Source organism: Spirosoma sp. (assembly GCF_026391055.1).
Taxonomy (GTDB): Bacteria; Bacteroidota; Bacteroidia; order Cytophagales; family Spirosomataceae; genus Spirosoma.
The window spans coordinates 260,995-287,346 of the sequence record NZ_JAPLET010000029.1; the positions used below are offsets into that span (position 1 = coordinate 260,995).

Below are 26,352 nucleotides of genomic sequence, written 5' to 3' on the forward strand. Positions count from 1 at the left end.
GAATATCAATGATTAATACTGATATAATTCTAATTTCTGACAGTGATGAAATGAGTTTACCCAACCCTGATTGGAACAGGATAAAGGAACTACAGCAACAAGCTTTTAATCGATCTTCAGGTTGTAGAAGGGGTACGCTTACCAGTTGTGGATGGCGCCATCGGGACTTTTCAGGATTGGGTGAGGAAACTCCGTTTTGGCCGCTACCTCCAGTACAAACGTTGCTTTCTTGGGGTCGAATTTGACACCTAGGCCCGGCTCGGGATTTAGATACAGTTTGCCGTTTTTGAAGTTTATAAAATCCTCGTTGAAATAGGCAGGCCGTTCGGGTTCGCCACCGCCTAACTCCATCAGGCAGCGGGTGGGGCTGCTGGAGCCCAGAACGTGTACCAGTGCCGCAGTAGACAGTGGCCCCGTGAAGTGCGGAATCATGCCTGCATAGTGCGTTTCGCACAGAGAGGCTATCTTTTTGAACTCACCGATGCCACCCGTATTGGGTAAGGTTACCCGCGTATAGTCGATCAGGCGTTGCTCAATGAATTCGTTAATATCCCAGCGGTCGCCGAATTGCTCACCGACGGCAATGGGTACGGTGGTCATCTGGCGGACGGTTTTATAGACAGCCGGGTTTTCGGAGCGGACAATGTCTTCCACGAAGTAAGGCTCCAGATTTTCCAGCGCTTTGCAGATCTTGATACCCTCGGTGGTGTCGAAGCGGGTGTGCAGGTCGAGGGCCCATTTGCCGCCCCCGCCAACGGCCGCGTCGATGCGTTTGCAGATCTCAATCGTTTTCTTTGCGTTGTCGTAGAAATCGAACGGCTGTTCGCCGTTGCCGCCGGTTGGGCCGATGCGGTAGGCGCGTAAACCGGCCTCTATGCAGTCTCTGGCCCGTTCTTCTTCTGTTTTGGCTTTGGAAGCCCGAAACCCCGTAGCGTAACACTCAACATAATCGCGGGTAGCCCCGCCAAGCAATTCATAAACAGGTACACCCAACGCTTTTCCTTTAAGGTCCCAAAGGGCCATTTCCAGAGCACCCAGTGCGTGCAGTTTCTCGCGGCCCGGCGGATAGAACATGCCCCGGTACACGTTTTGCCAGATGTGCTCGATGCGGAACGGGTTTTCGCCGATCATCATCTGGGCGCATTGCTCAATCATATCTTTGGAACCGCCCTCGCCAATGCCAATAATGCCGCCATCGGTGTAAATCTCTACGATGCCACGCGCCTGGTTAAACAGGGGTTTGTTGTAGCCCGGGGCGCTGTAATACCTGATTTTCGTAATTTTTAGTTTCGGTGGTGCCTGCGCCAGACTCGTCGGCCAACCCGCCCAGAGGGCAGTTGAACCGACGAGCGCCGACTTGAGAAAGTTTCGTCTTTCCATAAAGTTAAGGGTAAGTAATAGGCAGATTAAGGGTAGGAATAGGCAATAAAAGGTGTCAATCTGGGTACATCCACCCAATCGGTCAAGGTTTAGGAATAATCAGTATAAGGTTCTCGCTTAAACGATTAAGCAAGGGCATAAAACTAGATGGTTAAGGTTTTCTTTGTTTTTGACGAGGCTCGTTCGATCAACTCTGCTTTCATAAGTATCTGGGCTGGTTCGGTTAGTTTATGGGTTAGTTTTTTTACCAGTAATTCAACCGCCGTTTGACCTAGCAGCACAATAGGCTGTTTGAGGTAAGTGATCGGGCAGTAGTACAATTCAAATACTTCAGCTTGTCCGAAACTGACAATAGCCAGATCGTCCGGCACCTTTATGCCAAGCTTGTTTATATGTTTCAGTCCACTTACGGCCAGGCTGTAGGTGGCAAACAGCAGCGCGTCGATGGGCTGGTCAATAGCCAGCATGCTGTCGATGGCCGCTTTTACGCCGGTGTCGATGGCACTGATTTTCACTCGTTTCAACCAGTGTTCATGTGCCTGTACGTGGTTATCCCGGAGTGCGTCCTGATACCCTCTGATTCGTTCCTGCATATGAAACAGCTGCGAATCGTAGGCGATCATGCCAATGTGTTTGTATCGATTCCTGACTAAGTGGGTGCCTGCGTCATACGATGCCTTGTAATGGTCTGTTGATACAAAATCGGTTGGGATATCCGGAAAATACCGGTCCAGCAGCACAAAGGGAATATGCTTGTCGTTCAGGCAGCGAATTTGCTCTTCCGAATCTTCTGACGAGACAATGATAAACCCATCTACTTGCCGGTTAATCAGCACGTCGAGTAAATCCTGCGATTTGCTGGCGTTTTCATCCGAACTGCCGATAATAACTGTATATCCGTTTCGTTTTGCTTCATCTTCAACCACCCGTGCAATGTTGGCGAAGAAGGGGTTCGATATATCGGCGATGACCAGGCCTATAGTATGCGTTTTCCCGCTTCGTAAACTCTTTGCCAGATGGCTCGGCTGGTAGTTCAGTTCGGCAGCTATTTGCCGGACCTTCGTTGCTATTTCCTGCCCAACCCGACTTTCTTTTTCCTTTCCATTCAATACGTAAGACACTAAAGCGGTGGAGACACCGGCTCTTTGGGCTATATCTTTTATAGACACCTTCGTCTTACTCATCCTTATTTTTCCGAATTAAACTATCCGATTGGTGGGATAAGCGGGCTCCGGTAATAAAATCAAACAAATATAAAGTTAATCGTTTAAGCAAAGCAAGAACTATTATTATTTTTATTGCAATTTGTTTTATTATTAGAAAGCATGCCTAGGTAAAGGATTATCAGGAAACTCAAAAAGATGGTTTCTGGCAGCCTTAAAGAGAACATACTGGCTAGTTGATTAAGCCAACAAGCGGTTTCTTTGTAGAAAAAATACCCGCTTAGCAATCATGTTTGAACAGATTCAGGAAACCGCTCAGTTTATTCAATCAAAAACAACCCTTCGGCCAGCCATTGGTATTATTCTCGGAACCGGTTTGGGTGCTCTCACCAATGAACTGGACATCGACACAACGATTCCTTACGAGACAATTCCGCATTTTCCCCTCTCGACGGTTGAGTTTCATTCGGGCAAATTACTGATTGGCACACTGGGTGGTAAATCGGTGATGGTTATGCAGGGGCGGTTTCATTATTATGAAGGCTATACCATGCAGCAGGTTACCTACCCGGTTCGGGTGATGCATGCGCTGGGTATACAAACGCTGCTCGTTTCCAATGCGGCCGGCGGAATGAATCCGGCCTTTCAGACCAGCGATCTGATGGTGATCAACGACCACATTAGTCTACTGTTGCCGCAAAATCCGCTGATCTGCCCGAATCCGCCCATTTTTGGCGACAGATTTCCCGATATGAGTGAGCCGTACCGAAAATCCCTTATCGATCTGGCGTTTAAGATTGCATCAGAGCTAGCTATCCCGTTGAAAAAGGGTGTATATGTGAGCGTAACGGGGCCGCAACTAGAAACGCGGGCCGAATACCGAATGCTACGCCAATGGGGTGCCGATGCCGTTGGCATGTCAACAGTACCCGAAGTGATCGTGGCGAATCAGCTCGGTATGGAGGTTTTTGGCATATCTGTCATTACTGATTTATGCTTTCCCGATACGCTGGAAAAGGCAGAACTGGTTAAGATTCTGGCAGCTGCTGCACAAGCCGAACCAAAGCTAACGGCGCTGATTCGAGAAATGATTGGTCGCTTGTAAAATGGACTATTCGGTTGGCTGGCAGGCGCTCCCTCAGCAGGGTCGTACGACCATTTGCTAAGGGCTGTCGTGTGAAACACAACGAAAAAGCCTATATTCCTTCTTAATAATCATCTGTAACGAGTCATGATCCCAAGCCTGTTCATTTCCTCCTGAAGATACATACTGATATGAAAACTGTCTTTCTTGTTTTGTTCTTTCCTCTACTTTTAGCTGCCTTTTTCGTTAGCAAGCCCTCCTCTGTATCCGTTTCTGAAACGGGCACAAGTATCGCCATGTGTGGGTCTGATGCCAGTGGCCGTGTCAGTCAGCTGGAAAATGGAAAATTTATGGTTCCTCTGCCAGGTTGGGGAGATCATTCGTATCCGATCTCTACCCGGTCGGATAGTGCTCAGTTTTACTTCAATCAGGGTCTGACGATGTACTACAGCTACCACATGAAGGAAGCGATGGCATCGTTTAAAGAGGTGTCCCGTCTGGACCCCACCTGCCCGATGGCCTGGTGGGGACAGGCATTGGCCGGAGGACCTTATTACAATGCGGCCCATACATACACCGTTCCCCCGAATATGCCCACTATTCTGACTCGCATGAACGAGTTAGTATCGAATGCTACCGCGAAAGAGAAAAGGCTGATTCAGGTTATGAACACCCGATACGCGACCGATACGGCCGTGGATGATCGCAAAACGCTTAACCAAGCCTACGCGTCGGCAACCAAAGAACTGATTGCCGAGTTTGATGACCCGGAGATCAAGATGCTGTATGTAGATGCCATCATGTTGATCCATGCCTGGGACTTCTGGACAACCGATGGCAAGCCCAAAGACTGGACGCAGGAGGTAGTCGACCTGACCGGGGATGTACTGACGCAATACCCGAATCATCCGGCAGCCCTGCATTACCAGATCCATCTGACCGAAGCGTCCCGACAGCCTGAAGTGGCCTTGCCCAGCGCCGATAAACTCAAAACACTGCTGCCGGGCGTTGCGCACATGGTTCACATGGCGAGCCACGAATACCAGCGAAACGGTCTTTTTGAGCAGGGTGTACAGGTCAACGACAAAGCCGATGCCAACTTGCTGATCTATGATTCGCTGGCGGCTCATTTAAATCTGGTAAAGCATTCGCCCCATTATTTTGCCGTTCAGACGTACTGCGCTTTGTCGGGAGGGATGTACGAAGTTGGCTTGAAAGACGCCCTGCGCTGCCGCAAATCCGTTTCTCCGGTGGCCGGGAATACCTACGATCAATACTTGTACATGTTACCTTCCCTGACGTTGGTGAGGTTGGGTAAATGGAACGAGATTCTGGCGGCACCAAAACCGCAGAATGAGTGGGCTTATGCCATGTTGCTGGATCATTTTTCACGGGGCATGGCGCTGGTGGCCCTAGGGAAAACGGCGGAAGCTCAACGGGAACTGACACGGCTTCGGGAGCGGTTGAGTGACCCGATTCTTGAAAAACGACGTATTCCTTTCAATGCGCCCCTGCCCGTAGCCCGTATGGCCGGACATATTCTGGACGCTTCACTACAGTTCGCTCAAAAGGCGCCTGATCCGGCTTTTGCGGCCCTCGATCAGGCTATCAAACTGGAAGATCAACTGATCTATACGGAGCCTAGCGATTGGCCTCTGCCAGCCCGTCAGTTTTTAGGAGCTTATCTGCTGCAACTAAAAAAAGCAAAAGAAGCTGAACTTGTGTATCGCGAGGATTTGGCGCATCATCCGGGTAATGGCTGGTCGTTGGTTGGGCTTCATATAGCGCTTGCCCTTCAGGGTAAACGGGCTGAACTGGCGAGAATCGAGGCCGGTTACAAATCCGCTTTTTCAAAGGCCGAGCGCCTTCCGGTATCGTCTGTTTACTGATTGGTGAGCGGTTTCCCTGCTACGTGTTGACAAACGGTCAATCCGGCTTTTGCTGTTGGCAATTCTGTCCGGCTGATTTGTACGATAGCGGACCACTTTTGTCCGCTATCGTACAAATCAGTTCATGCTTGTTTTATGTAATTTGTTGGTAGTCAATGGGTTGATCTATTGGCATACTTGTTGGCATATAGTACGTGAACTCAAACAGTACGTAAAAACAACAACTTACAGCCATGAACAACTCACTTACTTCCGCTTTTGCTAAAATAGTTGCCGCCCTCTTTGTAAGCGCCACACCTTTGCTGGCCAATCCAACTAATCCAACAAAACCGGCTTCTTTCGATGCCAGCGTTTACATCACCAATACCAACAAAATTAAGCTGGCCGTCGACAAGACAACGGTTGAGTCGGTAAGTATCAGTCTGCGTGAAGTTGGTCAGAGTAATTATTTGTTTACGCAACAGGTAGGCAAACGACAAACGCAGGCTCGCTTGCAGCTTAACGTAGAGGATTTACCAAATGGAGCTTACGAGCTGGAAATAAAGTCGGCAAGCGGTGCCAGCATTATTAAGCAGGTACAACTTGGGGCTACCACGCCAATGGCTGCCCCGCAACGTCTGGTCGCGATTAATTAGCGCAAAGAGTTCTCTACAACGACACGGGCTACACTTTTGGTGTAGCCCGTGTCGTTGTAGGGTAGCGGCTATTCTTATATCAACTACTAAATTTAGGTTGCTGTTTAAGCGCAAAGCCGACTAACAGAATCAGTACAGGTACTTCGATCAGCGGCCCGATAACAGCGGCAAACGCTACGCCGGAATTGATGCCGAACACAGAAATGGCTACGGCAATGCCCAGTTCGAAATTATTGCCAGCGGCTGTAAAGGCGAGCGACGTGCTTTTGGGGTAATCGGCTCCAGCGCGTTTGGCCAGGTAGAAAGCGGCAAAGAACATTAGAACAAAGTAGATAACCAGCGGCAGGGCTATTCGTAATACATCGCCCGGAAGTTCCAAGACCAGACGACCCTTCAGGCTAAACATGGCCACGATGGTAAAGAGCAAGGCTACCAGCGTAATGGGACTGATGGCTGGCAGAAAACGGGTTTCGTACCAGTGCTGCCCTTTCCAGCGGGTCAGTGACCAGCGAGACAACATGCCTGCCAGGAACGGAACACCCAGGTAGATGAACACGCTCTCGGCAATCTGACTGATGCTGATGTCGACTGCCATACCGGGCAAACCGAATAGGGGAGGTAGTACCGTAACAAAAACATAGGCGTAAATCGAATAGAAAAAGACCTGAAAGACGCTGTTAAAGGCCACCAGGCCGGCTACGTATTCGCGGTCGCCGAGGGCCAGATCATTCCAGACAATGACCATGGCGATACAACGCGCGATGCCGATCATGATCAGGCCGGTCATGTATTCGGGTTTGTCGGGCAATAGTAAAACGGCCAGCACAAACATCAACACCGGTCCGATAAGCCAGTTTTGTACCAGCGAAAGAAGCAGGATTTTCCGGTTTCGGAATACCTGAGGCAACTGGTCATAGCGGACTTTGGCCAGGGGCGGATACATCATCAGGATTAGGCCAATTGCCAGTGGAATATTGGTTGTACCCTGCTGGTAGGCATTCAGGGATTGCTCAATTTGAGGAAACAGGTTGCCCAGCAGAATACCCAGGGCCATCGCTCCGAATATCCACAGCGTGAGGTAGCGGTCCAGAAAAGGAAGCTGTCGGTTGACGGGTTTACCCGGTAGCGTTTCGGTATTCATTCCCCTACCGACTCAGCCAGCCGTTCGTTAATAAATTGTTCACTATACTGTTTTATCTGGTCCCGAACCACCCGGAACTGCGTCAACCGTTCGCTTTCCGGAGCATGAGAAGGGTCCGTAAAACTGTGGTGGATCATCTCCGCCGTCGACGGAAAATAAGGACACTGTTCACGGGCGTTGTCGCATACGGTAATGACATAGTCGATGGGGAGATTCATGTATTCATCGACATGGTTGGAGGTATGGTGCGAAATATCGACATGGTCTTCGGCCATTACCTGAATGGCCAGCGGATTGACACCATGCGGGGCTACCCCGGCGCTGTATACCGTGGCGCGGTCTGCCGCAAAATACTGAAGGTAGCCGTGGGCCATTTGCGACCGGGCTGAATTGCCCGTGCAGAGTACTAGAATCGTTTTCATCTTTTTTGGGATTAATCAATGCCTACGGTTGGGCTCCGTCGTTCGAGGAGTAAAATATCCCGCCAGACACCAGCCCGTTTGCCAATGCGTTCATGGTAGCCAATTTCGCGGAAGCCGCAGCGTTTGTGCAGGGCTATACTGGCTGTGTTCTCGCGCAAAACACTCGCCTGTAAAGTCCAGAGGTTCTTTGCTTCACTCTCGGCAATGAGTCGATTAAGGAGTTGTTGCCCCACGCCTTTGCCCCGGTGAGCGGCATCAATATACAGGCTCACTTCGGCCACGCCCGCAAAAATACACCGGCCCGACACGGCTGTGAGCAGGGCGTAGCCAATAACGATATCGCCTTCAACGGCCACTAACTGCGGGGAAGCCATATAGGAGGTCGCCATCGTTTTGGGCGAGGGTGCCTGCGTTTCCATGGTGGCATTGCCCGTGTCGATGCCTTGCTGATAAATAGCGGCCATCGCAGGCCAGTCGGTGGGCTGTACAGGTCTGATTAACATAGTGGTTAGTTATTGGTCGTTCGTTATCGGTACTGGTTATTGGTAGCAGCGATTGATTAATTAATAATCAGTAACCACTTAGCAACAACTGCTGCCGGGTTCGCAGCAGGCATCCGTTTTCGTTGTCAAGTCGATGAGCTGAACACGGGGCTTAGCGAGCGTTGAGGGTTTCTCGGCATAAGCTGTCAGGCTAACGATGCCCGTGCCTGCTTGACGGAAGGACGCTATTTCGTCGGTCGTGAGGTAGTTGGCCAATAGCTCATCGGGCAGGAAGATAGCTTTCTGCTTTTGCAGCGTCAGGTTGGTAAAACCGGCTTCCTGAATCAGATTCAAGTAAATGTCCTGCTGAATAGCTCCCGACACACAACCCGCATACAGTTCGGCCGCTTTGAGTAAGTTGGCGGGTAAATCACCGACGAGTACGATGTCGGAAATACTGAAATGACCACCGGGTTTGAGTACGCGCCAGATTTCGGAAATTACGTTTTTCTTGTTGGGAACCAGATTCAGCACACAGTTGGAAACGATAACGTCGGCGGTATTATCGGCAACGGGCATCTCTTCAATATCTCCGAATCGAAATTCGACATTGTTGTAGCCCAGCGAATCGACGTTTTTCCGGGCGCGGCTGATCATGGCTTCGGTGAAGTCGATACCGATGACCTTGCCGGTTGGGCCTGTGGCATGGCGAGCGACAAAACAATCGTTGCCCGCGCCCGAACCGAGGTCAATAACCGTATCGCCGGGTTTAATCTGTGCGAACTGGGTAGGCAAGCCACAGCCTAAGCCAAGATCGGCATCAGCTACGTAACCGGCAAGCTGGCTATAGTCGTCGGCCATAATAGCGGGATTGTCGGTGGGCGAACAGCAACTGGTTGCACCACAGCAGGATGCTTCGTTATACGCTTTCGACTGGCTGGCAATCTGACCGTACGCTTCGCGGACAACGGTTTTTAACTGATCATCGGTTTGCATAGTTGTATTGGTTAATTGTAATATTACGATTGACTAGGGTAAAAGTTGGTTGATAATTAGTAGCTATTGAGTTAATGAGTATTACTCTTGACTAGTAATTGTTAACTCGATAAATAATAACCAATCAGCAACAGCTTTTTTCAACAATAACTGAGTCAAATACCTGTCCAAATAACTGGCGGGCTTCTTCCCAGATAGATTCATCGATGCAGTAGCAAACCCGTGGCGGGTCGATGCTACCCTGAATGATGCCTATGCGTTTCAACTCTTTCAAATGCTGCGAAACGGTTGCCTGAGCCAACGGCAATTCGTCAACAATATCGCCACAGACGCAAGCCTTCTTCTGGGCTAACAATTGCAGGATAGCGACACGAGCCGGGTGGGCGAAAGCTTTTGCCAGATCCGCAATGCGGTTCTGTTCTGCCGTGAAAATTTCTGTTTTGGTCAGTCCCATCCTCCAAAAGTAAGAAGAATATTTATAATCGTAATATTACGATAAATTTTTTCAGGTAAAAAGAGCGTGTTAAAGCGAGTAAAGTGGGCTAGAAATGATAAGTTAGTGTTAGCCCTTTTTGGCCGGTTGGGGAAAAGAAAGGGTCCAGAGCCACCGCCTTCGACTGTTTAATGCGTTTGTGCAGCTCTGGAATAAGGATGCCCGAGGCCGCTCCAACCGCAAATCCCAGCATAACATCGGTCTTAAAATGTTTGCCAGCTTCCATTCGATTATAGGCAACCAGGGCTGGCGGAACGCTCGTCAGCGAAAAAATAGCCACTCGTTTCCAGCCTTTAATATGATGATAGTCCGTAAACACCTTGGCCAGAAAGAACGTGGCCGTTGAGCTGAAGGACACATGACCGCTGTAGAATGAATTACTTTTGGCTACTCCGACTTTTGTTTCCAGCGGCACATCCGGATTGTAGGTAAAAGGTCTGGCTCGCCGAACGGAATAGGCCGACGCAAAGTAGATTGCATTATCTACGGCATGAGTTACGACGTACAGAGTCAACAGATCGAGCCAGTCTTTGCGAATCCGTTTGTCAGCCATCAACAGCAGCGGACTTAGGATGGATACATTCAGGAAAAGATCCGACCGTTTTTGCGCCCGGTCATAGTTTGCCGGATTGTTGAAAATAACCGACCGGTCGAAGGCATTAACGGAGTTTGGATCAAGATGAACAACATCGGCCTGATCGAAGGACGCGACGCGATCGAGTTGTTTGAAGCCCAGAGCCGAAACGCCGATGAAGACTAACGACCCGCCCCCTTCATACGGCAGGCTTACCCGATAAACCTTTTGTGTTGTGGTATCTGTCTGACCAGATACATTCGTTAGAGAGAGGGATAAAAAGATAAGTACACTGAGCAGTTTCATAAGCAGAATACCATTGAGTAGGTAGTTATTCTGCAAAGATCATCATGGACGTTAATTTTCCTGTATGATCACCACGATACCTTCACCAGCGAAACGCCCTGACGGGGTAGCTGGAACGGCATGGTCAGTACACCTTTTTCGATCGTTACCCAGATTGGGGAAGTGAGTAGCTGCAGTTGACCAGCTTTCTCAAGTTCGGCCACCTGTTCGGCAGTTGGAGCTTTCGGAGAACCCATTTTCTTCCAGACCTCGTACGAGTTACTGAATTGCTGATCAATCCGGTAATGCTGCACCCATACTTTTTTGGCCGTAAGCCCATTGAGCGTGAGCGACACTGACGAACCGGGACCCTGTACATTATCGTCGTGGTAATTCCAGACCATGACCGAAGCCGACTGGGCATCTTTAGTAGCCAGCGCATTGATATCCGGCTCGCCCCGAACGCTCTCGTCACGTATCTTTTTGGCGTTATAGGTCAGGTCTGTGTTGACCGCTACCCGATTGCCCTGCATCATGCCGAACATCCGAAACACATTCAGTACCGGTTTATCGACGCCATTGGTCGCTAAGTCGCGGAAGCCCCGGAACCAAGCCTGATCTTCAAACTCAAATCCCCAGGTAACGGCTCCCGCCAGATTAACGCCCCGCGCTTCGGCCAGATCGTATTTGCGGGCAAAGGAAGCTGCTGTATAACTGGAATACATCGTGCCATTACGATAGGCATTTTGGGGGTGCAGGTCTTCCGAACAGGCCGCGCAGCCTTCTGGGTCCGATTCGCCAATGATAATGGGCAGGTTTTTCAGGCTGGGGTACGACGACACAATTTCAAAGCCTTTGTCGATGTCGCGCAGTTGCGTGCCCATGTTCATCTGCACTACGCCATTCACCACTTTGGGTGCCCCTTTGGCGTGGAAGGTGATGAAGTCAATTGGGGTACCAACTTTGCCCGTAACGGCGTTCGTACCCTTTACGACGTGGTCCATGAAGGCCCGGAAGAATTTTTCGGAAACATCCCAGTTGGGACCGGTAACTTCGGGTCCGCCGATTTTAGCCGTTGGCAGCGCCCGTTTTACCGCGTCGGCAGTGTAATCATATAGTTTGATGTATTCTTCGGTAGTGCCTTTCCAGTAGCTGATGTTAGGCTCGTTCCATAACTCCCAGTACCAGCTTTCAACTTCTTTCTGCCCGTAACGCTGAACCGAGTGTTTTACCCACTGGTACACCAGTTCGCTCCATTTCTTGTAATCTTTTGGCGGGTAAGCCCAGCCGGTGTAAATGTCATTGTAGTTGTCGCCGGGTTTCCAGTAGTGCCGGTAGGGTTGCGGTTTGGTGGAAAGGGCTTCGGGCATAAACCCGATCTGGGCGATGGGCTTCATGCCCCGCTCGATAAACGTATCGAAGATTTTGTCAATAATCGTCCAGTTATAAATTGGATTACCGGCCTTATCCTCAGTATAGGCATTGGTCGATCCCCATTTCAGCGCGGCCGTTCCATCGCCCGTAACCAGCAGACTGTGAACCCGAACGTTCACCGGGACCTTGCTCAGCTGCGAAATTTCGGTGAGCAGTTTCTGCCCATCTTTCATGTAGGTGTAATTGGGCTCGTCATACCCAAACCAGGCCCATATGGGTTTTAATGGTCCCTTATCCTTTGTCAAATCAACCCGAATCGCCACCGGTTTATCTTGACTGGTTTGCGCATGGCTGTCAATGCTACCGAACGCAGCTGAAAGAACCAGACCAAAAAATAAGGCCGAAAGGTGGCCCGTTTGCAAGCAAAGGCTTCGAAGTAAAGGCATAAACCGGGTTGATAGCGGGGAAAAATCACCAGCATCAACAAGGGTAAACGCCCCCCAATCTACCCATGATGGATGAGGCCGTTCGGGCAGAAAACTGTCCGTAACCGGCCTGGTCAGGATAGTTTTGCCGGAACAAGGCGACAGACCATTACCGGCTAACCTGGTCGAGAACATTTGCCCGGCTCGGTTGCGCCAAACTGCTTAAAAACGTTTTCAACTGCCTGGGCTGTTTGAAAATCAGGACAGTACGGTTATCGAGATGTTCGTTAATTCGCTTCAAAACCTGCGGCCGATTGAGGTATTTGTAGGTTAATATCCAGCCCAGAAAGCGCCAGTTCACTTTCTCGGGGCAACCGGGGCTCATATCGGGTCGGCTTTTTCCCCGGTAGGTGATGAACCGTTTGATAACGCGCCGGAAGCAGAGCAAAACAGGGAAATCCAGAAAAATAATGGTGTCGGCCGCTTCGAAACGCAACTCCATGGTCGCGTTGTAATTTCCGTCGATGATCCAGCTGGACTGATTTGTCAGCTGGTTTAATACAATAATCTCTTCCGCTTTGGAAATCATCTTCCAGCCCGGCTTCCAGAACTGGGCATCCAGATGAACAACAGGCAAGTGAAGTACTTCGCCAAGCTGCCGGGCCAATGTGGATTTGCCTGCACCTCCACAACCGACAATAACGATCTTTCTCATTCCCTCAATCCTCCTTTACATACAGTTTTTAGAAATCTTCATCAGGAATCGGCACCTCATTGTGGCATTATTGCTGTACCAACCTATAAATACGCCAGGGCGCTGGTTATACTTGTTCCCTGTTTAGGCTTTTATCGAATGATTTGCAAACGAATTAGTTCGCCAAAACAAAGCAGTGAAGCCGTAATACGATAGCTGCTGAAACCGGAATGTAAGCAATAGACGCAACACTTGCCTGTTTATCCGTCCAATTTACCGACATGGCAGCAAAAGCCGGCAAATCGACTAGAGTATTGATTCTTTAGACGTGTCTTTTGACTAGGAAAGTACAGGAAGGATGTAAATTTGTAGTATCTACATTTGCCGAATGAAGTTGCCCTGTTTTTGCCCGCTCTGCACAGGGAAATTGCCTAGTCTGAATAGAACATGAAAGTTGGCCTGTTTATCCCTTGTTACATTGACCAGTTTTATCCCAACGTAGCCATTGCTACGCTGAAGTTGTTGGAAAAAGTAGGCTGCGATGTTTCGTATCCACTCCAGCAAACCTGTTGCGGGCAGCCGATGGCCAACTCCGGTTTTGAACATCTGACGGGCGGCTGTAACGAGAATTTCGTTCGTAATTTTGCCGACTTCGACTACGTCGTTTCGCCTTCGGGCAGTTGCACCCTGCACATAAAACATCACCTTCATTCGACCAATGAAGAGGCCGCAACCGGCATTCGCTCCCGCATTTACGAATTAACGGAATTCCTGACGGACGTGCTGAAGGTAACCAGTCTAGACGCGACCTTTCCCTATAAAGTTGGGTTACACCAAAGTTGCCACGGCCAGCGCGGGCTGCATCTGGCGCAAATGTCGGAACTGGTGGTTTCGCCACCTTTTTCGAAGCCGGTGCAGTTGCTCAACCTGGTCAATGGCATTGAGTTGATCCAGCTCGACCGGCGCGATGAGTGCTGCGGATTTGGGGGTACGTTCTGCGTGACAGAAGAAGCTGTTTCGGTGAAAATGGGAAAAGATCGGGTGGCGGATCACCTGCGCCACGGCGTTAATTACATTACCGGTGTCGATGTGTCCTGCCTGATGCACATGGAAGGCATTCTGAAACGGGCAAACTCCGCCGTGGAAGTCAAACACATTGCTGAAATTTTAACGGCTACGCTTTAATCAACAACACCCGATGAACAAGCAGCTTATCTTAGATCACGCTGATGCCGCCGTTGAGTTCAATAAGAACGAAGCGAAGGTCGACTGGCACGACGAAACGCTCTGGTTTGTACGTACCAAACGAGACCGGGCCGTTGCCCAGATACCCGAGTGGGAACAGCTCCGGGAAGCAGCCTCGCAGATAAAAAACCATGTGCTGTCCAATATGCACGATTTGCTGATTCAGTTCGAAGAGAATGCCGCTCGCAATGGCATCAAAATTCACTGGGCTGCCGATGGTGACGAACATAATGCCATTATTCTCGACATTATAAAACAGGCGGGAGCTAACCGGATGGTCAAGTCGAAGTCGATGCTGACCGAAGAATGCCACCTCAATCAATTCCTGATTGACAAAGGTATCGAGGTCATTGACAGCGATTTGGGCGAACGGATTGTGCAGATGCGCAACGAGCCACCATCCCACATTGTGCTGCCCGCCATTCACCTGACCAAAGCTGAAGTTGGCGAGACATTTCACGAGCACCTAGGTACGGAGAAGGGTGCCACCGACCCGCAATACCTGACCGAAGCCGCCCGGCAGCACCTGCGCGAAACCTTCCTGACGCGTAAAGTGGCACTCACGGGTGTCAATTTCGCCATTGCCGAAACAGGCGGATTTGTCGTGTGTACCAACGAAGGCAATGCGGATATGGGCGCGCACCTGGCCGATGTACACATTGCGGCTATGGGTTTCGAAAAGATCATTCCCCGTGCCGAGCATTTAGGCGTTTTCCTGCGGCTGCTGGCCCGTTCGGCAACCGGACAGCCCATTACGACGTTCTCCAGCCATTTTCACCGGCCGCGTCCGGGGCAGGAGATGCACATCGTTATCGTCGATAACGGACGCAGCCGCCAGTTAGGACGACCCGATTTTCGAAATTCGCTCAAGTGCATCCGCTGTGCGGCCTGCTTAAATACTTGTCCCGTTTACCGGCGGTCGGGTGGGTTTAGTTACCACAGCGCGGTTGCCGGGCCAATTGGCTCTATTTTAGCGCCGAATCTGGACATGAAAAAGAACGCCGATTTGCCGTTTGCCTCGACGCTTTGCGGATCGTGCTCCAACGTATGTCCGGTTAAGATTGATATTCACGACCAGCTCTATAAATGGCGTCAAGTGCTGATGAAAGAAGGATACGGCCCCGGCAGCAAAACCGTTGCTATGAAAGCCATGGCTACCGTGCTGGAGTCGCCCCGTTTGTACCGAATGGCGGGTAAAGTAGGGCGGGGGGTACTGCGATTTGCCCCGATCACCGTCGAAAACGGACTGAACCCCTGGTATAACCAGCGCGAAATGCCCGAACCACCTTCCGAGAGTTTCCACGACTGGTACGTTAATAATAAGAAAGCATGACCACCCGCGATCAGATGCTGGCCAGTATCAAGGCGAATCAGCCTGCCTTGCTGCCTACTCCGACCAACTTTACGTTTATGTCGGTTTATCCCGACCTGACGCAGCAATTCATTGATGTGCTCACGTTTGTAGGTGGGGCCGCCCTTGTCGTACCGGATTTTGCATCTATCCGGGCTTCATTGCACACGCAATTTCCAAATATGACAAGTGTGGCGACAACCTGCCCGGAACTCACTGATCTGGCCGATGTAACGATGAATGTTACGGACCCGCACGAACTCTCGGGGCTAAATCTGGCGATTATCGAAGGGCCATTAGCGGTTGCAGAGAATGCGGCTATCTGGGTTGACGAGCGTCAACTGCCCCAGCGGGTAGCGCCCATGATTACGCAGTATCTGGTGATCATCATCCGGCAATCGACCATTGTGCCTAACATGCATGATGCGTATAAGCTGTTGAACGTCGATGAAACCGGTTTCGGGACGTTTATCTGCGGCCCCTCAAAAACGGCCGATATTGAGCAGAGTCTGGTAATTGGTGCCCACGGTGCCCGGTCATTGATGGTCTATATCCTGCCGTAAAACTGTACCAAAACAGACGTCTGTCTTGGTACAGTTTTACGGCAAGCTAAAACTACGTGATTAATTAAGGTGCTGCTCTTTGTATTGCATGGGCGTCAGACCCACCATCTTTTTGAACAGCCGGGTGAAATAGGGCGGATTCTCAAAACCCAGCTGGTAGGCTATTTCAGCAATATTGTGGTCGGAGCTAAGCAACCTGTTTTTAGCTTCGTCGACCAGGTAGATATGGATATGCTCCAGCGCGGTTTTACCCGTTTCCAACTTCAGTACATCGCTCAGGTAGCGTGACGAAAGAGACAATTCATCGGCCAGTTGGTGCACCGACGGCAACCCCTGGTTCTGAAGCTGGCCGTTTGCGGCATACCGGTTCAGTGCTTCGTGAAATTTACGAATCGTCGTTCCCGAGAGGTTGGTGCTTCGATTAACAAATTGCCGTTTATAAAACCGCTCTGAGTACGTCAGGATGGAGTCGATGTGGGTGAGAATGATCTCTCGGCTAAACTCATCCTGGTTGTTGTCGTATTCTGTTCGAATCTTCTCGTACGAATCCCACATGATTCTCTCTTCGGACGGCGACAGATGCAGGGCTTCGTTGATTTCATACTCAAAGTAGCCGTATTTTTTGATCTGCTCGTGCAACCGATGCCCCGACAGGTACTCTTCATGGAAAAAGATCAAAAACCCTTTTTCGGCAAACTGCACATTGCTAACCTCAATGATCTGCCGCGGTTTCACAAAAACCATAGAGCCATTGTCGTGGTCGTATCTGGTTTTGCCATATAGCACATAACCCGATTTGATCTTCTTCAGCGCAATCATGTAAAAGTCGCTGGTGAACCGGGATTCGCCTACAGAATACGTCATTAACTCCCTGCATGTCATCAGGCTCAGCAATGGGTGTTCCGGCGGAGGAAAGCCGCTTTTCTGGTGCAGTTCCGAGATGGTTTTATAGTGGTTGATCCGGTCCATGATCAGAACGAGATAACCAGTTTTCCAATCGTTGTGCCCGACTCAAGCTGGGCGTGGGCTTGCTTCAACGTGTCGGCCGTCAGGCCATGCAGGGTTTGGGTGACCGTCGGTTGCAGCACACCTTCGTCCAGCAACTCGGCTACCCGGTTCAGAATATGGTACTGCTCGATCATATCATCGGTCTGGTAGGTAGATCGCGTGAACATGAACTCCCACGAAAAGCTGACGCTTTTGTTTTTGAGCTTGTTTAGCACAACGGGCGCGGCACTACCCGTAATGGAGGCAATGTGTCCCTGGGGTTTGATGAGCTCGGCCAGCGTATCCCAATAGCCGTTGGTATCTACAAAATCCACGATGTAGTCAACATGCTGAAAACCGGCGTTTCGAACCTCGTCAACCAGATTTCGATGGTTAACGACCAGATCGGCTCCCATCTTCTTGCACCAGTCAATCGTTTGGGGGCGCGATGCGGTGGCGATTACGTGCAGGCCCAGTAGTTTTTTTGCCAGTTGAATGGCAATGGAGCCAACACCCCCGGCCCCTCCGATGATCAGCAGGGTTTTATTCCGGTCGCGTTCGGGCGAAAGCCGCATCCGGTCGAAGAAGATTTCCCAGGCGGTCAGGGCGGTCAATGGAATGCCAGCAGCCGCTTCGTTTGATAACGTAGTTGGCTTGCGGCCCACGATCCGCTCGTCTATTAGCTGGTATTCGGCATTGCTGCCCGATCTGGTAATATCTCCGGCGTAGTACACAGCGTCGCCCACCTTGAACAGGGTAACGTCACTGCCCACTGCTTCTACTATACCTGAGGCATCCCAGCCAATGATTTTGGGTTGTTCCAGCACCGTGTCCTTCGCTGAATTCTGCCGGATTTTAAAATCGACCGGATTGACGGAGATGGCGTTGATCTTCACCAGCAAGTCTCGACCGCCCGGAGCGGGTTTTTCAATGTCAACGTCGATAAAACTCTCGTCTTCTGAAATGGGGAGCGATGTTTTAAATCCTACTGCTTTCATGTCTGATTTACGTTAATGCGGTATTATTTGCCGTGGGCTTCTGTGCTCACTTGGTTCCAGGCTCCCCAGGTTGCCAGCCGCTGTTCGTAAACGGCTTTGACGGTTGGATAGCCAATTTTCCCTAAAATTAAGCGGAGTGGTGGTTCCGGCGCATCGACAAGTTGTAAAAGTGCGTTGACCGTAGCCGCCGGAACGCCGTAGTGGTCGGGATTATAGCCATTGCGGAAAGCTGTTTTCAGATTAGTGTAAGCGTCCAGTTCCTGTGCATGACTGGCCGAGGTGCCGCCCCATTCGGTTTCGTAGCCGTTTGGCTCGATCAGGGAAACATGAATACCGAACTCCTTCACTTCGGTAGCCAGGGTTTCGGTGAGTCCTTCGACCGCAAATTTAGACGCGTTATACAACCCCAGCGTAGGTACCGTGAATAGTCCCAGCACACTGGATACCTGAATAATGTGGCCGCTCTTCTGCGCCCGCATGTACGGCAAAACTGCCTGAGTAGCCCAAAGTAAGCCAAAGAAATTGACATCCATCTGCTTACGGGCCTCCTCTTCCGACACTTCCTCTACGGCACCAAACACGCCATAGCCTGCATTGTTGATCAGTACGTCGATCTTACCGAAATGATCATGGGCTTTTTTTACGGCCTCAATGGTCTGTGCTTTGTTGGTTACGTCGACCTGTACGGGCAAAACCCTGTCGCCAAACTCCTGAACCAGATCAGTCAGGTCTGCCAGATTGCGGGCTGTAGCCGCCACCTTGTCGCCACGTTGCAGGAATGCCTTTGCCCATAATTTCCCGAAGCCACGGGAAGCGCCCGTAATAAAGATTGTCTTTGCCATTGCCTTGTTTTGTTATCGTGAATTGATAAGGCAAAGGTGGCGTACTAATCGGGCGAACTGCTTATACAGAAAGCGGCATTAATGATACAGTTTTACGCAGGCGTATCCGTTCATGAACTCGATTCACACACCTAATAACTTGTAGAATCTCTCCCGGTAGACATCGCCAATGGGAATGTTTACCGGTTCCTGATTGCCATTTTTGATGTAAATACGACTACGTTCAACCGTAGAAATATGGGCCAGGGCTACAATAAATGATTTATGTACCCGGACAAAAGACGAGGGTGGCAGATTACTCTCTAAACTGCCAAATGTTTGCCGGGCTATTACTTTTTCGGCCACGGTATGCACTACGGTGTAGTTCTGCAAACCCTCTGCATATAGGATATCGGCTATATTGACCCGTTGCATTCGGTGTTCGGTGCGAATGAATAGGTAAGTACGCGGTTCAAGTGGCAGATCGGGCGAAGGCCGCATCTGCTGCTGAACTTTCAGGACCGATCGATAGAATCGCTCAAACGAAATCGGCTTGAGCAGGTAATCTACCACATCGTGTTCAAAGCCATCCAGCGCATATTCGGCGTAGGCTGTCGTTAAAATCACTCGCGAACGGCTGTTGAGGGCTGTAAGAAATTGAAGGCCGGTGAGTTCCGGCATTTGAATATCCAGAAAAATCAGGTCTATCGGTTCTTGGGCCACCCGCATCAGCGCGTCGAGTGGGTTCGTCGTTGCCGCTGCCAGGTGCAGGAAAGGCACTTTGCCAATGTAATCGGTCAGAATGTCGAGTGCCAGGGGCTTATCGTCGACAACCAGGCAACGAATGGGTAAGGTCATAGATCGAGGTGCAGGTTTATGTGGTAATCAGTTGGATGGTCGATCACCTCCAAACGGTGCTGACCAGGGTACAACAGCGCAAGTCGCCGTTGGACATTAGCCAGACCGATGCCACCCGTATGATCTTTATGCTGCTGGTTTTTGCGGTTATTCAGTTGAAAGTCCAATGTTGTTTCGGTCAGGTTGAGTGTCAGGCAAATGGGGTGCAGAGGGTCCGACAACACGCCATGCTTAAAGGCATTTTCGACAAAAGATACGAGCAGTAAAGGGGCTATCATTTGTCCATTGATTGAACCCTGAAGTTGATAGTTAACATATAGATTGTCTTTAGCACCAATGCGTTGCAGATCGATCAGGCTATGCAGGTAGTCAAGTTCTCTGGCCAGCAACACGTAATCGTGCCGAGCCTCGTGCAGGACATAACGAAGCAATTCTGAAAGTTTAAGTAAGGCTCTCGGTGCTTCTTCGGACTTACAGTAGACTAACGCATAGATGTCGTTAATGGTGTTGAACAGAAAATGAGGGTTCAACTGTGATCGTAGAAAAGCCAGTTCGGCAGACGTTCGGGCCTGTTCCGTTTCTCGTCGGAGCTGCTCATTGATGAAATGACGCTTGATAAAGGTATAGAGCAGCCCATAAGTGATATAATCGGCATAGTAAAACACGCTATTTCGTATGAACCAAGCTATGGTGAGCGTTTTATTACGGCTGTAATTATCAAATCCCAGTACCGGTTTGAAGAGGTGCATTTCAAGCGCATATCGCCATAAAATGATACTCAGCAGGGTCGTCAGGAGCCCGCCAAGTGCCCAGCTATACTGTCGCCAGCTGAGAGGGACTGTCAACAAAGGCCGGGCTACCAGAAACACGGAGCCATAAAATGCACCGGCACTGATGGAGGTATAGCCGATTACCAGCAGCCAGTAGGTAGCGATAGCCGTTTTTGGAACCGGATATGCCGGATTGTAATACATATTCGCAACGTCTTTTACTACCAGAAGCGCCCATACAAGCACATGAATGCTCCATTCGGGTAGCGCGCGAAATCGGAAATGGCTCATCGATCAGTCAGTTGCCTATTCGGATATTTTTGGGCTAAGTACGTCAGGATTTGCGGGAAGAATTGAGGAAAATTGACGTAGGCAGGATTGCCGATGTAGTTACTTGTCAGCACATCGGCAATGTCTTCTGCGTACAGGAAATCACCGACTATTTCGCGGGCGGCCTGTTTACGGGCTTCTTTAGGGCTGCGATATTGACGAAAGAGGGCAATAACAATCCCCCGGACCAGGTTCTCATCGAAACAATGCGCCCAGGTGTTGATATTATTCCGTTTCATACCTTCATCGCCTTTATTTAGCAGATAGGTTAGTTTGGCGATATCAGCCGCGTATCGCTTCTGCAACTCATTCGTATAGCTATGACTCCCTTCATGCCAGACCATCGAGACCGGCTCTGAACCAATTATAAAGGTAGGAGCGTCTGTATCTTTTGCGTTTTGGTCAAAGAAACCAACATTATACACCACGTGGTCTGCATACCGTGGGTTAATCGTTTTGGTCATGATCGCATGCGCCCCCCAACTGTTGAGCGGGTCCAGGCAAATCGTCCAGTTGGTATGACCGTCAAATCGATAAAACGAGTCTAGTTTAGCCACCCACCCTTTCTGCGTAAGTTCTTGCTGCACGGGTGTAGCCCAGGCCTTGTAATCGGGCTGGTGCTGCTGGTAGAAGTCCCAGAATTTCGTTTCTTGGGCGAATTGTTTACACAGCCTCATATAGGTTTGTACGGTGTCTTTACCATACTTTTTATACCAGTGCAGGCTGTCTGGATAATAAATCCGGATGGCCGGGAATGCATCAAAGCAGTAGCCAAGTTCGGCCAGATCGGCATAAACCCGGCCCATCTTTTTTACCTGCTCCACTGCCGGGTGGTTCGCGTAGGGCTTGAAATAGGTTTCAACTGCTTTGGCATAGGCTGATGGGGTAGGCATTTTGTACTGACCGGCCAGCAGTTGTACCACTGTAAAGAGTTCAATGCCCGGATGGACCGTTACTTCAATCCGTTTGGAGGCCGGAGCCGGGGTAGACAACTGAGCCTGTATGGGCTGCGTTAATCCAACTAAGAATAGGCAAAAAAATATATGTTTCATGGCAGACATATTGATTGAAAGTTTCTGCCTTAAACCTACCTACCCATCCGTACGGTATCAAAAGCGATTGACAAACGCCTGATTTTCGTTGACGAACCCCAATAAGGCAAACGCCATATCTGGTAGATATGGCGTTTGCCTTATTGGGGTTCGTCAACGAGTTTTACTTTCCCTTCAATATCGTCCCGTACCGGTTCATGTCTTTGAACAGGTCAAGGGCCGCTTTCATTTCGGGGTCGGTAGCGAACGAGGCTTCCTTAATGCCTTTTTGCAGGAAGTAATGACCAGCTATTTCCTGCTCAAGCAGAGTTTTTAACTCAGGCTTGAATGTGTTCAGGTCGGCATCTTTACTGTGCGACATTTTGGTCTTCAGCGACTTCAGTTGATCCTGAATCTGGTCGAAATATTTTTCTTTCCGGGCCGACGCTTCCAGGGTGCCGAGGTCTTTCTCGACCTGAGTCGTATAGTCGTACTCTTTATCGCCGAGCCACTTCGTAAACTCACTGTATTCGGTATCGGTCAGGCGGAATTCGCGGGCGGGTTTGATGCTCGCATGCTCGTGTCGGTACTTCACGGCATAATCGAAAATCAGCCCTTTGTTTGTCAGGCTCAACGCTACTGGCGAGGGCGTCTGCGCTTCCACGACAATATCGGGCAATACGCCACCGCCGTCGTATACCACCCGACCCGCCTTTGTTTTGAATGCGGTTTTCAGAGAATCCGGAATTTTACCCACGCTGCCATCGGCGTTGCGGTGGCTGTAGTCGATGGCCTGAATGCACCGGCCACTCGGAATGTAATACTTGGCCGTTGTGATTTTTAGCTTGGTGTTGAACGACAATTCACGCGTGGTCTGTACAAGACCTTTTCCGTAAGTACGCTGCCCGATCAACACGCCCCGGTCGTAATCCTGAATAACTCCCGATACAATCTCGGCGGCCGAAGCGCTGTGGCTGTTTGTCAGCACAACAATAGGAATGTCGAGGTCGAGAGGTGGGTTCATGGCGGTGTAGGTCTTGTTCCACTCCGTCACTTTACCTTTAGTCGTCACGACTTCCGAATCTTTCGGGATAAAGATATTCGAGATGTCGATGGCCATGTTGAGGAGCCCGCCCGGATTTTCACGAACGTCGAGGATAAGTTTTTTCATCCCTTTGCCCTTCAGTTCCTGATAGGCGGTTCGTACCTCACGCGAAGCCGTGGCTGTAAAATCTTTGAGGTCGATATACCCCACTTCGTCCGATACCATGCCATAGTAAGGCACATTGGTCATTTTAACCACATCCCGGATAACGCTGAGTTCGAGTGGGGATTTTTGTCCGTACCGACTAACGGTCAGTTTTACGGCCGTGTTGTTCTGCCCTTTCAGGAGTTTGCCCGGGTCGAGTGGTCCGCCATCGCGGTCTTTGCGAGTCTTCAGGTCAACACCGTCCACCTTAATCACTTCATCGCCGATTTGCAGCCCCGATTTTTCGGCGGGGGTGCCTTCATACACCATCAGCACAATGCTTTTACCCTGTCGTTGCCCAATGAGCGCCCCAATGCCGTTGTAGCGGCCGGTGGTCATGGTCATGTAATCCTCGATTTCGTCTTCGGCGAAGAAGTTCGTGTACGGATCGAGGGCTTTCAGCATGGCGTCGATGCTGGTTTTAACCATGCGGTTCGGGTTTACCTCATCTACGTAATAGAGATTGAGTTCCTTGAAGAGCGTGGCGTAAATGTCAAGGTTGCGGGCTATCTCGAAAAACCGGTCGTCGGTCTTGAACGAAAAGAAGCCGATGCCACCCGCTACAAGGGCCGAGGAGGCTAACAGGGTGAGTCGTTTAGAGAAGCGCATAGATTGAGTGAAGAATACAGAGTGGAGAATGGCAAATAAAGATCTGAAGAGATAGAACTGACTCCTTATTAGGAATATTCTTCACTTCACGTTCTTCATTCTACATTTTCTGTAAAGCTAATTTCATACCTTTTTCTATCTCTTCAAACGAAATTATTTGTTTGGCCGTATAAAGAAAGGCAATAGTAGCTGGTGGTGTGCCGGTTTGGCTGAAAAGAACCTTATTCAGGCGGTAGGCTTCCCGTACGCGTCGTTTGATCTGGTTGCGGTCAACGGCGCGTTTGAAGATGCGCTTGGGAACGGTAATGACAATAGCGGGCAGAAGCGGCTCGCTGTCTGGACCCGGTTCGGGTTGGGGGATGTATAATATCCGAAACGGAAAAAGGTAGAACGTCCGTACGGATGCACTACCTTTTTTAAATAATTCGCCAAGAATCTTTTTGCTGCAAAGACGTTCGGATTTCGTGAAGGTTTGCGGCATGAGAGACGGGTAAATCAGCTTACTGACTTGGAGACTTGCTGACTTACCGACTAATTAAATTTTGAAGCGGTCGCCTTTTTTCTCGTCAGAGACAGTCAACTTGTGGCGGCCTTTGGCACGACGGCGGGCCAAAACCTGACGGCCATTGGCAGTAGCCATCCGCTCGCGGAAGCCGTGTTTGTTTTTCCGCTTCCGGTTCGATGGTTGGTACGTTCTTTTCATGATATATAATCCCTAAAACCTTTATTTTTCCAAATGAGTCCGCAAAGATAGGAGAATGCCTGAGTTTTTCCAAACCTGATTTCAGAAAAACGATTTGACTGACTGATAGTTACTTTTGTACGACTTACCTTGCCATTACCCGTATGCGCTATCGCCTGTCTGCTGATCCCATTCATTCACACTATATTGCCGTTGATGCCTATTTAACCAACATTTCGACCTCGGAAGTTGAACTGCAATTGCCCGCCTGGCGCCCCGGCCGCTATGAACTGCAGCAGTTCGCAAAAAATATTCAGCGGTTTGAGATCGTTGACCAGGCTGGTAAACCACTTTCGTTTCGAAAAATTACTAAAGATCGCTGGCTAGTACAAACCGACGGCGTTAGTGAGCTTACCGTTCGGTATACCTATTACGCCCTCCTGCCAACGCCTAACCAGCTTAATGCCGGCAGCAGTTTTATCAGCGAGTCGCTCCTCTATGTTAACCCGGTAAATCTGTGCCTGTATGCCGAAGGACGCATTTCGGAGCCCTGTGCGCTGGAACTGGCCATTCCCGATAGCTGGACGGTTGCCTGTGGCCTGACCGAAGCCCGCTCCGAACAACCCAATATACGTACGTTGCTGGCCGCCGACTTTTATGAACTGGTCGATTGCCCGCTCATGGCCGCTCCGGTTATTCAGGATATACAGTACACTGTCGGCGATACGGATTTTCACGTCTGGGTTCAGGGCGGTCGGCGGACGGATGGCAATCCGACCTTCGATGCCGCCCGGATTGTGACCGACTTCCGGCGTTTTTCGGTGAAGCAGATCGAACTTTACGGCGAGTTTCCCGAAAAAGAGTATCATTTCCTGACGCTCATTTTACCCGTTCCCTATTATCACGGTGTCGAACACCGCAACTCGACCGTACTAACGCTCGGCCCGAACGATGAGGGAGAGGGGCTGTATCAGGATTTGTTGGGGGTTTCGTCGCACGAGTTGTTTCATGCCTGGAACATTATCCGCATTCGCCCTAGCGAGCTGCTTCCGTACGATTTTACCAGGGAGAATTATTTTACGACCTGCTTCGTCGCCGAGGGGGTAACGACCTATTACGGCGATTTAATGCTGCGGCAATCGGGCGTGTTTACCGATGAAGCGTACTTAAAAGAATTACAGGTTTTGTTGAAGCGTCATTTCGAGAATAACGGACGGGCCTTCCAGTCGCTTACCGAATCGTCCTGGGATTTGTGGCTCGACGGTTACGACAAGGGCGTTCCCGACCGCAAAGTGTCGGTTTACCACAAAGGGGCTATTGCCGCTCTGATTCTCGATCTGCACATTCGTCAGGCCACCAACCACGCCCGCTCACTTGACGACGTTATGCGCGAAATGTGGCAGCGTTTCGGCAAACCATTCATTGGCTATACTCTGGACGATTACCGCGCTGTAACAGAAGCCATTGCGGGCGAGTCGCTTGACTGGTATTATGCCGTGTGTATCTTTGGCAATCAGCCACTTGAGCCCTTGCTGAACAAGTATCTGTCGTGGGTTGGCCTGCTGGTTGCCTATGAAGAGCCAACGCCCGACCAGCCGGGTGGCATACGCTTACTGGAGATCGATAGCCAGGAGGGCCGTCAGCAGCGAGCAAGGTGGTTTGGGCAAGGCAAGGTTGACAAGGCTGTTTCAGAAGGGAGTGTACATCCTGTACCTGAAGAGAAATTGGGTAAAAACGTAGTCGCGAAATGAACCATACCCCACACGATCTTAGTATCTCCACTTCCTTTGATCCTTTACCAGATATACATTTATCGAGTAC

General features: G+C 50.2%; 26 protein-coding genes. 7 read left to right on the forward strand and 19 right to left on the reverse strand.

The window, feature by feature from the left end; genetic code table 11:
• Nucleotides 1-138 precede the first annotated feature (138 nt).
• Nucleotides 139-1,380 (reverse strand): mandelate racemase/muconate lactonizing enzyme family protein, encoded by a 1,242-nt coding sequence (locus tag NT073_RS28945; RefSeq protein ID WP_297381021.1) that lies wholly within the window; start codon nt 1,378-1,380, stop codon nt 139-141.
• Between the two features lie 143 nt (nt 1,381-1,523).
• Complete coding sequence (locus tag NT073_RS28950; RefSeq protein WP_297381023.1) at nt 1,524-2,564, reverse strand: LacI family DNA-binding transcriptional regulator; 1,041 nt, start codon at nt 2,562-2,564, stop codon at nt 1,524-1,526.
• A gap of 268 nt (nt 2,565-2,832) precedes the next feature.
• Between NT073_RS28950 and NT073_RS28955 the strand changes: the two genes are divergently transcribed.
• The 3 genes from NT073_RS28955 (at nt 2,833) to NT073_RS28965 (ending at nt 6,151) form a co-directional block, all read left to right on the forward strand.
• Entirely contained in the window at nt 2,833-3,648 is an 816-nt protein-coding gene (locus tag NT073_RS28955; protein WP_297381026.1) for a purine-nucleoside phosphorylase, read from the forward strand.
• Between the two features lie 170 nt (nt 3,649-3,818).
• On the forward strand, nt 3,819-5,516 hold the full coding sequence (locus NT073_RS28960) for a hypothetical protein (protein WP_297381028.1): 1,698 nt from the start codon (nt 3,819-3,821) through the stop codon (nt 5,514-5,516).
• Between the two features lie 233 nt (nt 5,517-5,749).
• A complete protein-coding gene (locus tag NT073_RS28965) occupies nt 5,750-6,151 on the forward strand; it encodes a hypothetical protein (RefSeq protein WP_297381031.1) in 402 nt (133 codons plus the stop codon).
• A 79-nt stretch (nt 6,152-6,230) separates the two neighbouring features.
• Here the strand turns inward: NT073_RS28965 and arsB are convergent, their stop codons facing one another.
• The 8 genes from arsB to NT073_RS29005 form a co-directional block, all read right to left on the reverse strand.
• Nucleotides 6,231-7,292: an ACR3 family arsenite efflux transporter gene (gene arsB / locus NT073_RS28970; RefSeq protein WP_297381034.1), complete on the reverse strand. Its 1,062-nt coding sequence runs from the start codon at nt 7,290-7,292 to the stop codon at nt 6,231-6,233.
• Nucleotides 7,289-7,714, reverse strand: coding sequence for an arsenate reductase ArsC (locus NT073_RS28975; protein WP_297381037.1), 426 nt, complete (start codon nt 7,712-7,714; stop codon nt 7,289-7,291). The genes arsB and NT073_RS28975 overlap by 4 nt, the downstream gene beginning before the upstream one ends.
• Nucleotides 7,715-7,725: 11 nt before the next feature.
• Nucleotides 7,726-8,217 carry a GNAT family N-acetyltransferase gene (locus NT073_RS28980; protein WP_297381039.1) on the reverse strand — a complete coding sequence of 164 codons (492 nt, stop codon included), beginning with the start codon at nt 8,215-8,217 and terminating at the stop codon, nt 7,726-7,728.
• Nucleotides 8,218-8,295: 78 nt separating this feature from the next.
• Nucleotides 8,296-9,192: an arsenite methyltransferase gene (locus NT073_RS28985; protein ID WP_297381042.1), complete on the reverse strand. Its 897-nt coding sequence runs from the start codon at nt 9,190-9,192 to the stop codon at nt 8,296-8,298.
• A gap of 124 nt (nt 9,193-9,316) precedes the next feature.
• Nucleotides 9,317-9,646, reverse strand: coding sequence for a metalloregulator ArsR/SmtB family transcription factor (locus NT073_RS28990; protein ID WP_297381044.1), 330 nt, complete (start codon nt 9,644-9,646; stop codon nt 9,317-9,319).
• Nucleotides 9,647-9,734: 88 nt separating this feature from the next.
• The gene (locus tag NT073_RS28995; protein ID WP_297381047.1) at nt 9,735-10,565 is read right to left on the reverse strand and encodes a phosphatase PAP2 family protein; all 831 of its coding nucleotides are present in this window, start codon (nt 10,563-10,565) and stop codon (nt 9,735-9,737) included.
• 68 nt (nt 10,566-10,633) lie between these two features.
• A complete protein-coding gene (locus tag NT073_RS29000; RefSeq protein ID WP_297381172.1) occupies nt 10,634-12,364 on the reverse strand; it encodes a beta-xylosidase in 1,731 nt (576 codons plus the stop codon).
• Nucleotides 12,365-12,512: 148 nt separating this feature from the next.
• Nucleotides 12,513-13,058 (reverse strand): DNA topology modulation protein, encoded by a 546-nt coding sequence (locus NT073_RS29005; protein ID WP_297381051.1) that lies wholly within the window; start codon nt 13,056-13,058, stop codon nt 12,513-12,515.
• Nucleotides 13,059-13,484: 426 nt separating this feature from the next.
• Between NT073_RS29005 and NT073_RS29010 the strand changes: the two genes are divergently transcribed.
• The 3 genes from NT073_RS29010 to NT073_RS29020 are packed head-to-tail and all read left to right on the forward strand — an operon-like array spanning nt 13,485 to nt 16,196.
• On the forward strand, nt 13,485-14,222 hold the full coding sequence (locus tag NT073_RS29010; RefSeq protein WP_297381053.1) for a (Fe-S)-binding protein: 738 nt from the start codon (nt 13,485-13,487) through the stop codon (nt 14,220-14,222).
• A gap of 13 nt (nt 14,223-14,235) precedes the next feature.
• Nucleotides 14,236-15,615, forward strand: a complete 1,380-nt coding sequence (locus tag NT073_RS29015; RefSeq protein ID WP_297381056.1) for a lactate utilization protein B — start codon at nt 14,236-14,238, stop codon at nt 15,613-15,615.
• Entirely contained in the window at nt 15,612-16,196 is a 585-nt protein-coding gene (locus NT073_RS29020) for an LUD domain-containing protein (RefSeq protein ID WP_297381058.1), read from the forward strand. Before NT073_RS29015 ends, NT073_RS29020 begins: the two co-directional genes overlap by 4 nt.
• Nucleotides 16,197-16,256: 60 nt before the next feature.
• On the opposite strand, the gene NT073_RS29025 is transcribed toward NT073_RS29020, so the two are convergent.
• From NT073_RS29025 to rpmH, 9 genes are all read right to left on the reverse strand, one after another.
• Nucleotides 16,257-17,165, reverse strand: coding sequence for a helix-turn-helix domain-containing protein (locus NT073_RS29025; RefSeq protein WP_366107987.1), 909 nt, complete (start codon nt 17,163-17,165; stop codon nt 16,257-16,259).
• Nucleotides 17,166-17,167: 2 nt separating this feature from the next.
• Complete coding sequence (locus tag NT073_RS29030) at nt 17,168-18,181, reverse strand: zinc-binding alcohol dehydrogenase family protein (RefSeq protein ID WP_297381060.1); 1,014 nt, start codon at nt 18,179-18,181, stop codon at nt 17,168-17,170.
• 23 nt (nt 18,182-18,204) lie between these two features.
• Complete coding sequence (locus tag NT073_RS29035) at nt 18,205-19,023, reverse strand: SDR family NAD(P)-dependent oxidoreductase (RefSeq protein ID WP_297381063.1); 819 nt, start codon at nt 19,021-19,023, stop codon at nt 18,205-18,207.
• Between the two features lie 123 nt (nt 19,024-19,146).
• Entirely contained in the window at nt 19,147-19,860 is a 714-nt protein-coding gene (locus NT073_RS29040; RefSeq protein ID WP_297381066.1) for a LytTR family DNA-binding domain-containing protein, read from the reverse strand.
• Nucleotides 19,857-20,921: a histidine kinase gene (locus NT073_RS29045; RefSeq protein ID WP_297381068.1), complete on the reverse strand. Its 1,065-nt coding sequence runs from the start codon at nt 20,919-20,921 to the stop codon at nt 19,857-19,859. Before NT073_RS29045 ends, NT073_RS29040 begins: the two co-directional genes overlap by 4 nt.
• Nucleotides 20,918-22,012, reverse strand: a complete 1,095-nt coding sequence (locus NT073_RS29050) for a DUF4932 domain-containing protein (RefSeq protein ID WP_297381070.1) — start codon at nt 22,010-22,012, stop codon at nt 20,918-20,920. Before NT073_RS29050 ends, NT073_RS29045 begins: the two co-directional genes overlap by 4 nt.
• A gap of 163 nt (nt 22,013-22,175) precedes the next feature.
• On the reverse strand, nt 22,176-23,849 hold the full coding sequence (locus NT073_RS29055; protein ID WP_297381073.1) for a S41 family peptidase: 1,674 nt from the start codon (nt 23,847-23,849) through the stop codon (nt 22,176-22,178).
• 100 nt (nt 23,850-23,949) lie between these two features.
• Nucleotides 23,950-24,330: a ribonuclease P protein component gene (locus NT073_RS29060; protein ID WP_297381075.1), complete on the reverse strand. Its 381-nt coding sequence runs from the start codon at nt 24,328-24,330 to the stop codon at nt 23,950-23,952.
• 54 nt (nt 24,331-24,384) lie between these two features.
• Nucleotides 24,385-24,552: a 50S ribosomal protein L34 gene (gene rpmH / locus NT073_RS29065; protein ID WP_012928422.1), complete on the reverse strand. Its 168-nt coding sequence runs from the start codon at nt 24,550-24,552 to the stop codon at nt 24,385-24,387.
• A gap of 143 nt (nt 24,553-24,695) precedes the next feature.
• On the opposite strand from rpmH, the gene NT073_RS29070 reads away from it, so the two are divergent.
• On the forward strand, nt 24,696-26,282 hold the full coding sequence (locus NT073_RS29070) for a M61 family peptidase (protein WP_297381080.1): 1,587 nt from the start codon (nt 24,696-24,698) through the stop codon (nt 26,280-26,282).
• Nucleotides 26,283-26,352 lie beyond the last annotated feature (70 nt).

Bases quoted from the DNA above. Each gene is read 5' to 3' on its own strand.
- NT073_RS28945 (WP_297381021.1), bottom strand. From the start codon at position 1,380: ATGGAAAGACGAAACTTTCTCAAGTCGGCGCTCGTCGGTTCAACTGCC.
- NT073_RS28950 (WP_297381023.1), bottom strand. From the start codon at position 2,564: ATGAGTAAGACGAAGGTGTCTATAAAAGATATAGCCCAAAGAGCCGGT.
- NT073_RS28955 (WP_297381026.1), top strand. From the start codon at position 2,833: ATGTTTGAACAGATTCAGGAAACCGCTCAGTTTATTCAATCAAAAACA.
- NT073_RS28960 (WP_297381028.1), top strand. From the start codon at position 3,819: ATGAAAACTGTCTTTCTTGTTTTGTTCTTTCCTCTACTTTTAGCTGCC.
- NT073_RS28965 (WP_297381031.1), top strand. From the start codon at position 5,750: ATGAACAACTCACTTACTTCCGCTTTTGCTAAAATAGTTGCCGCCCTC.
- arsB (WP_297381034.1), bottom strand. From the start codon at position 7,292: ATGAATACCGAAACGCTACCGGGTAAACCCGTCAACCGACAGCTTCCT.
- NT073_RS28975 (WP_297381037.1), bottom strand. From the start codon at position 7,714: ATGAAAACGATTCTAGTACTCTGCACGGGCAATTCAGCCCGGTCGCAA.
- NT073_RS28980 (WP_297381039.1), bottom strand. From the start codon at position 8,217: ATGTTAATCAGACCTGTACAGCCCACCGACTGGCCTGCGATGGCCGCT.
- NT073_RS28985 (WP_297381042.1), bottom strand. From the start codon at position 9,192: ATGCAAACCGATGATCAGTTAAAAACCGTTGTCCGCGAAGCGTACGGT.
- NT073_RS28990 (WP_297381044.1), bottom strand. From the start codon at position 9,646: ATGGGACTGACCAAAACAGAAATTTTCACGGCAGAACAGAACCGCATT.
- NT073_RS28995 (WP_297381047.1), bottom strand. From the start codon at position 10,565: ATGAAACTGCTCAGTGTACTTATCTTTTTATCCCTCTCTCTAACGAAT.
- NT073_RS29000 (WP_297381172.1), bottom strand. From the start codon at position 12,364: ATGCCTTTACTTCGAAGCCTTTGCTTGCAAACGGGCCACCTTTCGGCC.
- NT073_RS29005 (WP_297381051.1), bottom strand. From the start codon at position 13,058: ATGAGAAAGATCGTTATTGTCGGTTGTGGAGGTGCAGGCAAATCCACA.
- NT073_RS29010 (WP_297381053.1), top strand. From the start codon at position 13,485: ATGAAAGTTGGCCTGTTTATCCCTTGTTACATTGACCAGTTTTATCCC.
- NT073_RS29015 (WP_297381056.1), top strand. From the start codon at position 14,236: ATGAACAAGCAGCTTATCTTAGATCACGCTGATGCCGCCGTTGAGTTC.
- NT073_RS29020 (WP_297381058.1), top strand. From the start codon at position 15,612: ATGACCACCCGCGATCAGATGCTGGCCAGTATCAAGGCGAATCAGCCT.
- NT073_RS29025 (WP_366107987.1), bottom strand. From the start codon at position 17,165: ATGGACCGGATCAACCACTATAAAACCATCTCGGAACTGCACCAGAAA.
- NT073_RS29030 (WP_297381060.1), bottom strand. From the start codon at position 18,181: ATGAAAGCAGTAGGATTTAAAACATCGCTCCCCATTTCAGAAGACGAG.
- NT073_RS29035 (WP_297381063.1), bottom strand. From the start codon at position 19,023: ATGGCAAAGACAATCTTTATTACGGGCGCTTCCCGTGGCTTCGGGAAA.
- NT073_RS29040 (WP_297381066.1), bottom strand. From the start codon at position 19,860: ATGACCTTACCCATTCGTTGCCTGGTTGTCGACGATAAGCCCCTGGCA.
- NT073_RS29045 (WP_297381068.1), bottom strand. From the start codon at position 20,921: ATGAGCCATTTCCGATTTCGCGCGCTACCCGAATGGAGCATTCATGTG.
- NT073_RS29050 (WP_297381070.1), bottom strand. From the start codon at position 22,012: ATGAAACATATATTTTTTTGCCTATTCTTAGTTGGATTAACGCAGCCC.
- NT073_RS29055 (WP_297381073.1), bottom strand. From the start codon at position 23,849: ATGCGCTTCTCTAAACGACTCACCCTGTTAGCCTCCTCGGCCCTTGTA.
- NT073_RS29060 (WP_297381075.1), bottom strand. From the start codon at position 24,330: ATGCCGCAAACCTTCACGAAATCCGAACGTCTTTGCAGCAAAAAGATT.
- rpmH (WP_012928422.1), bottom strand. From the start codon at position 24,552: ATGAAAAGAACGTACCAACCATCGAACCGGAAGCGGAAAAACAAACAC.
- NT073_RS29070 (WP_297381080.1), top strand. From the start codon at position 24,696: ATGCGCTATCGCCTGTCTGCTGATCCCATTCATTCACACTATATTGCC.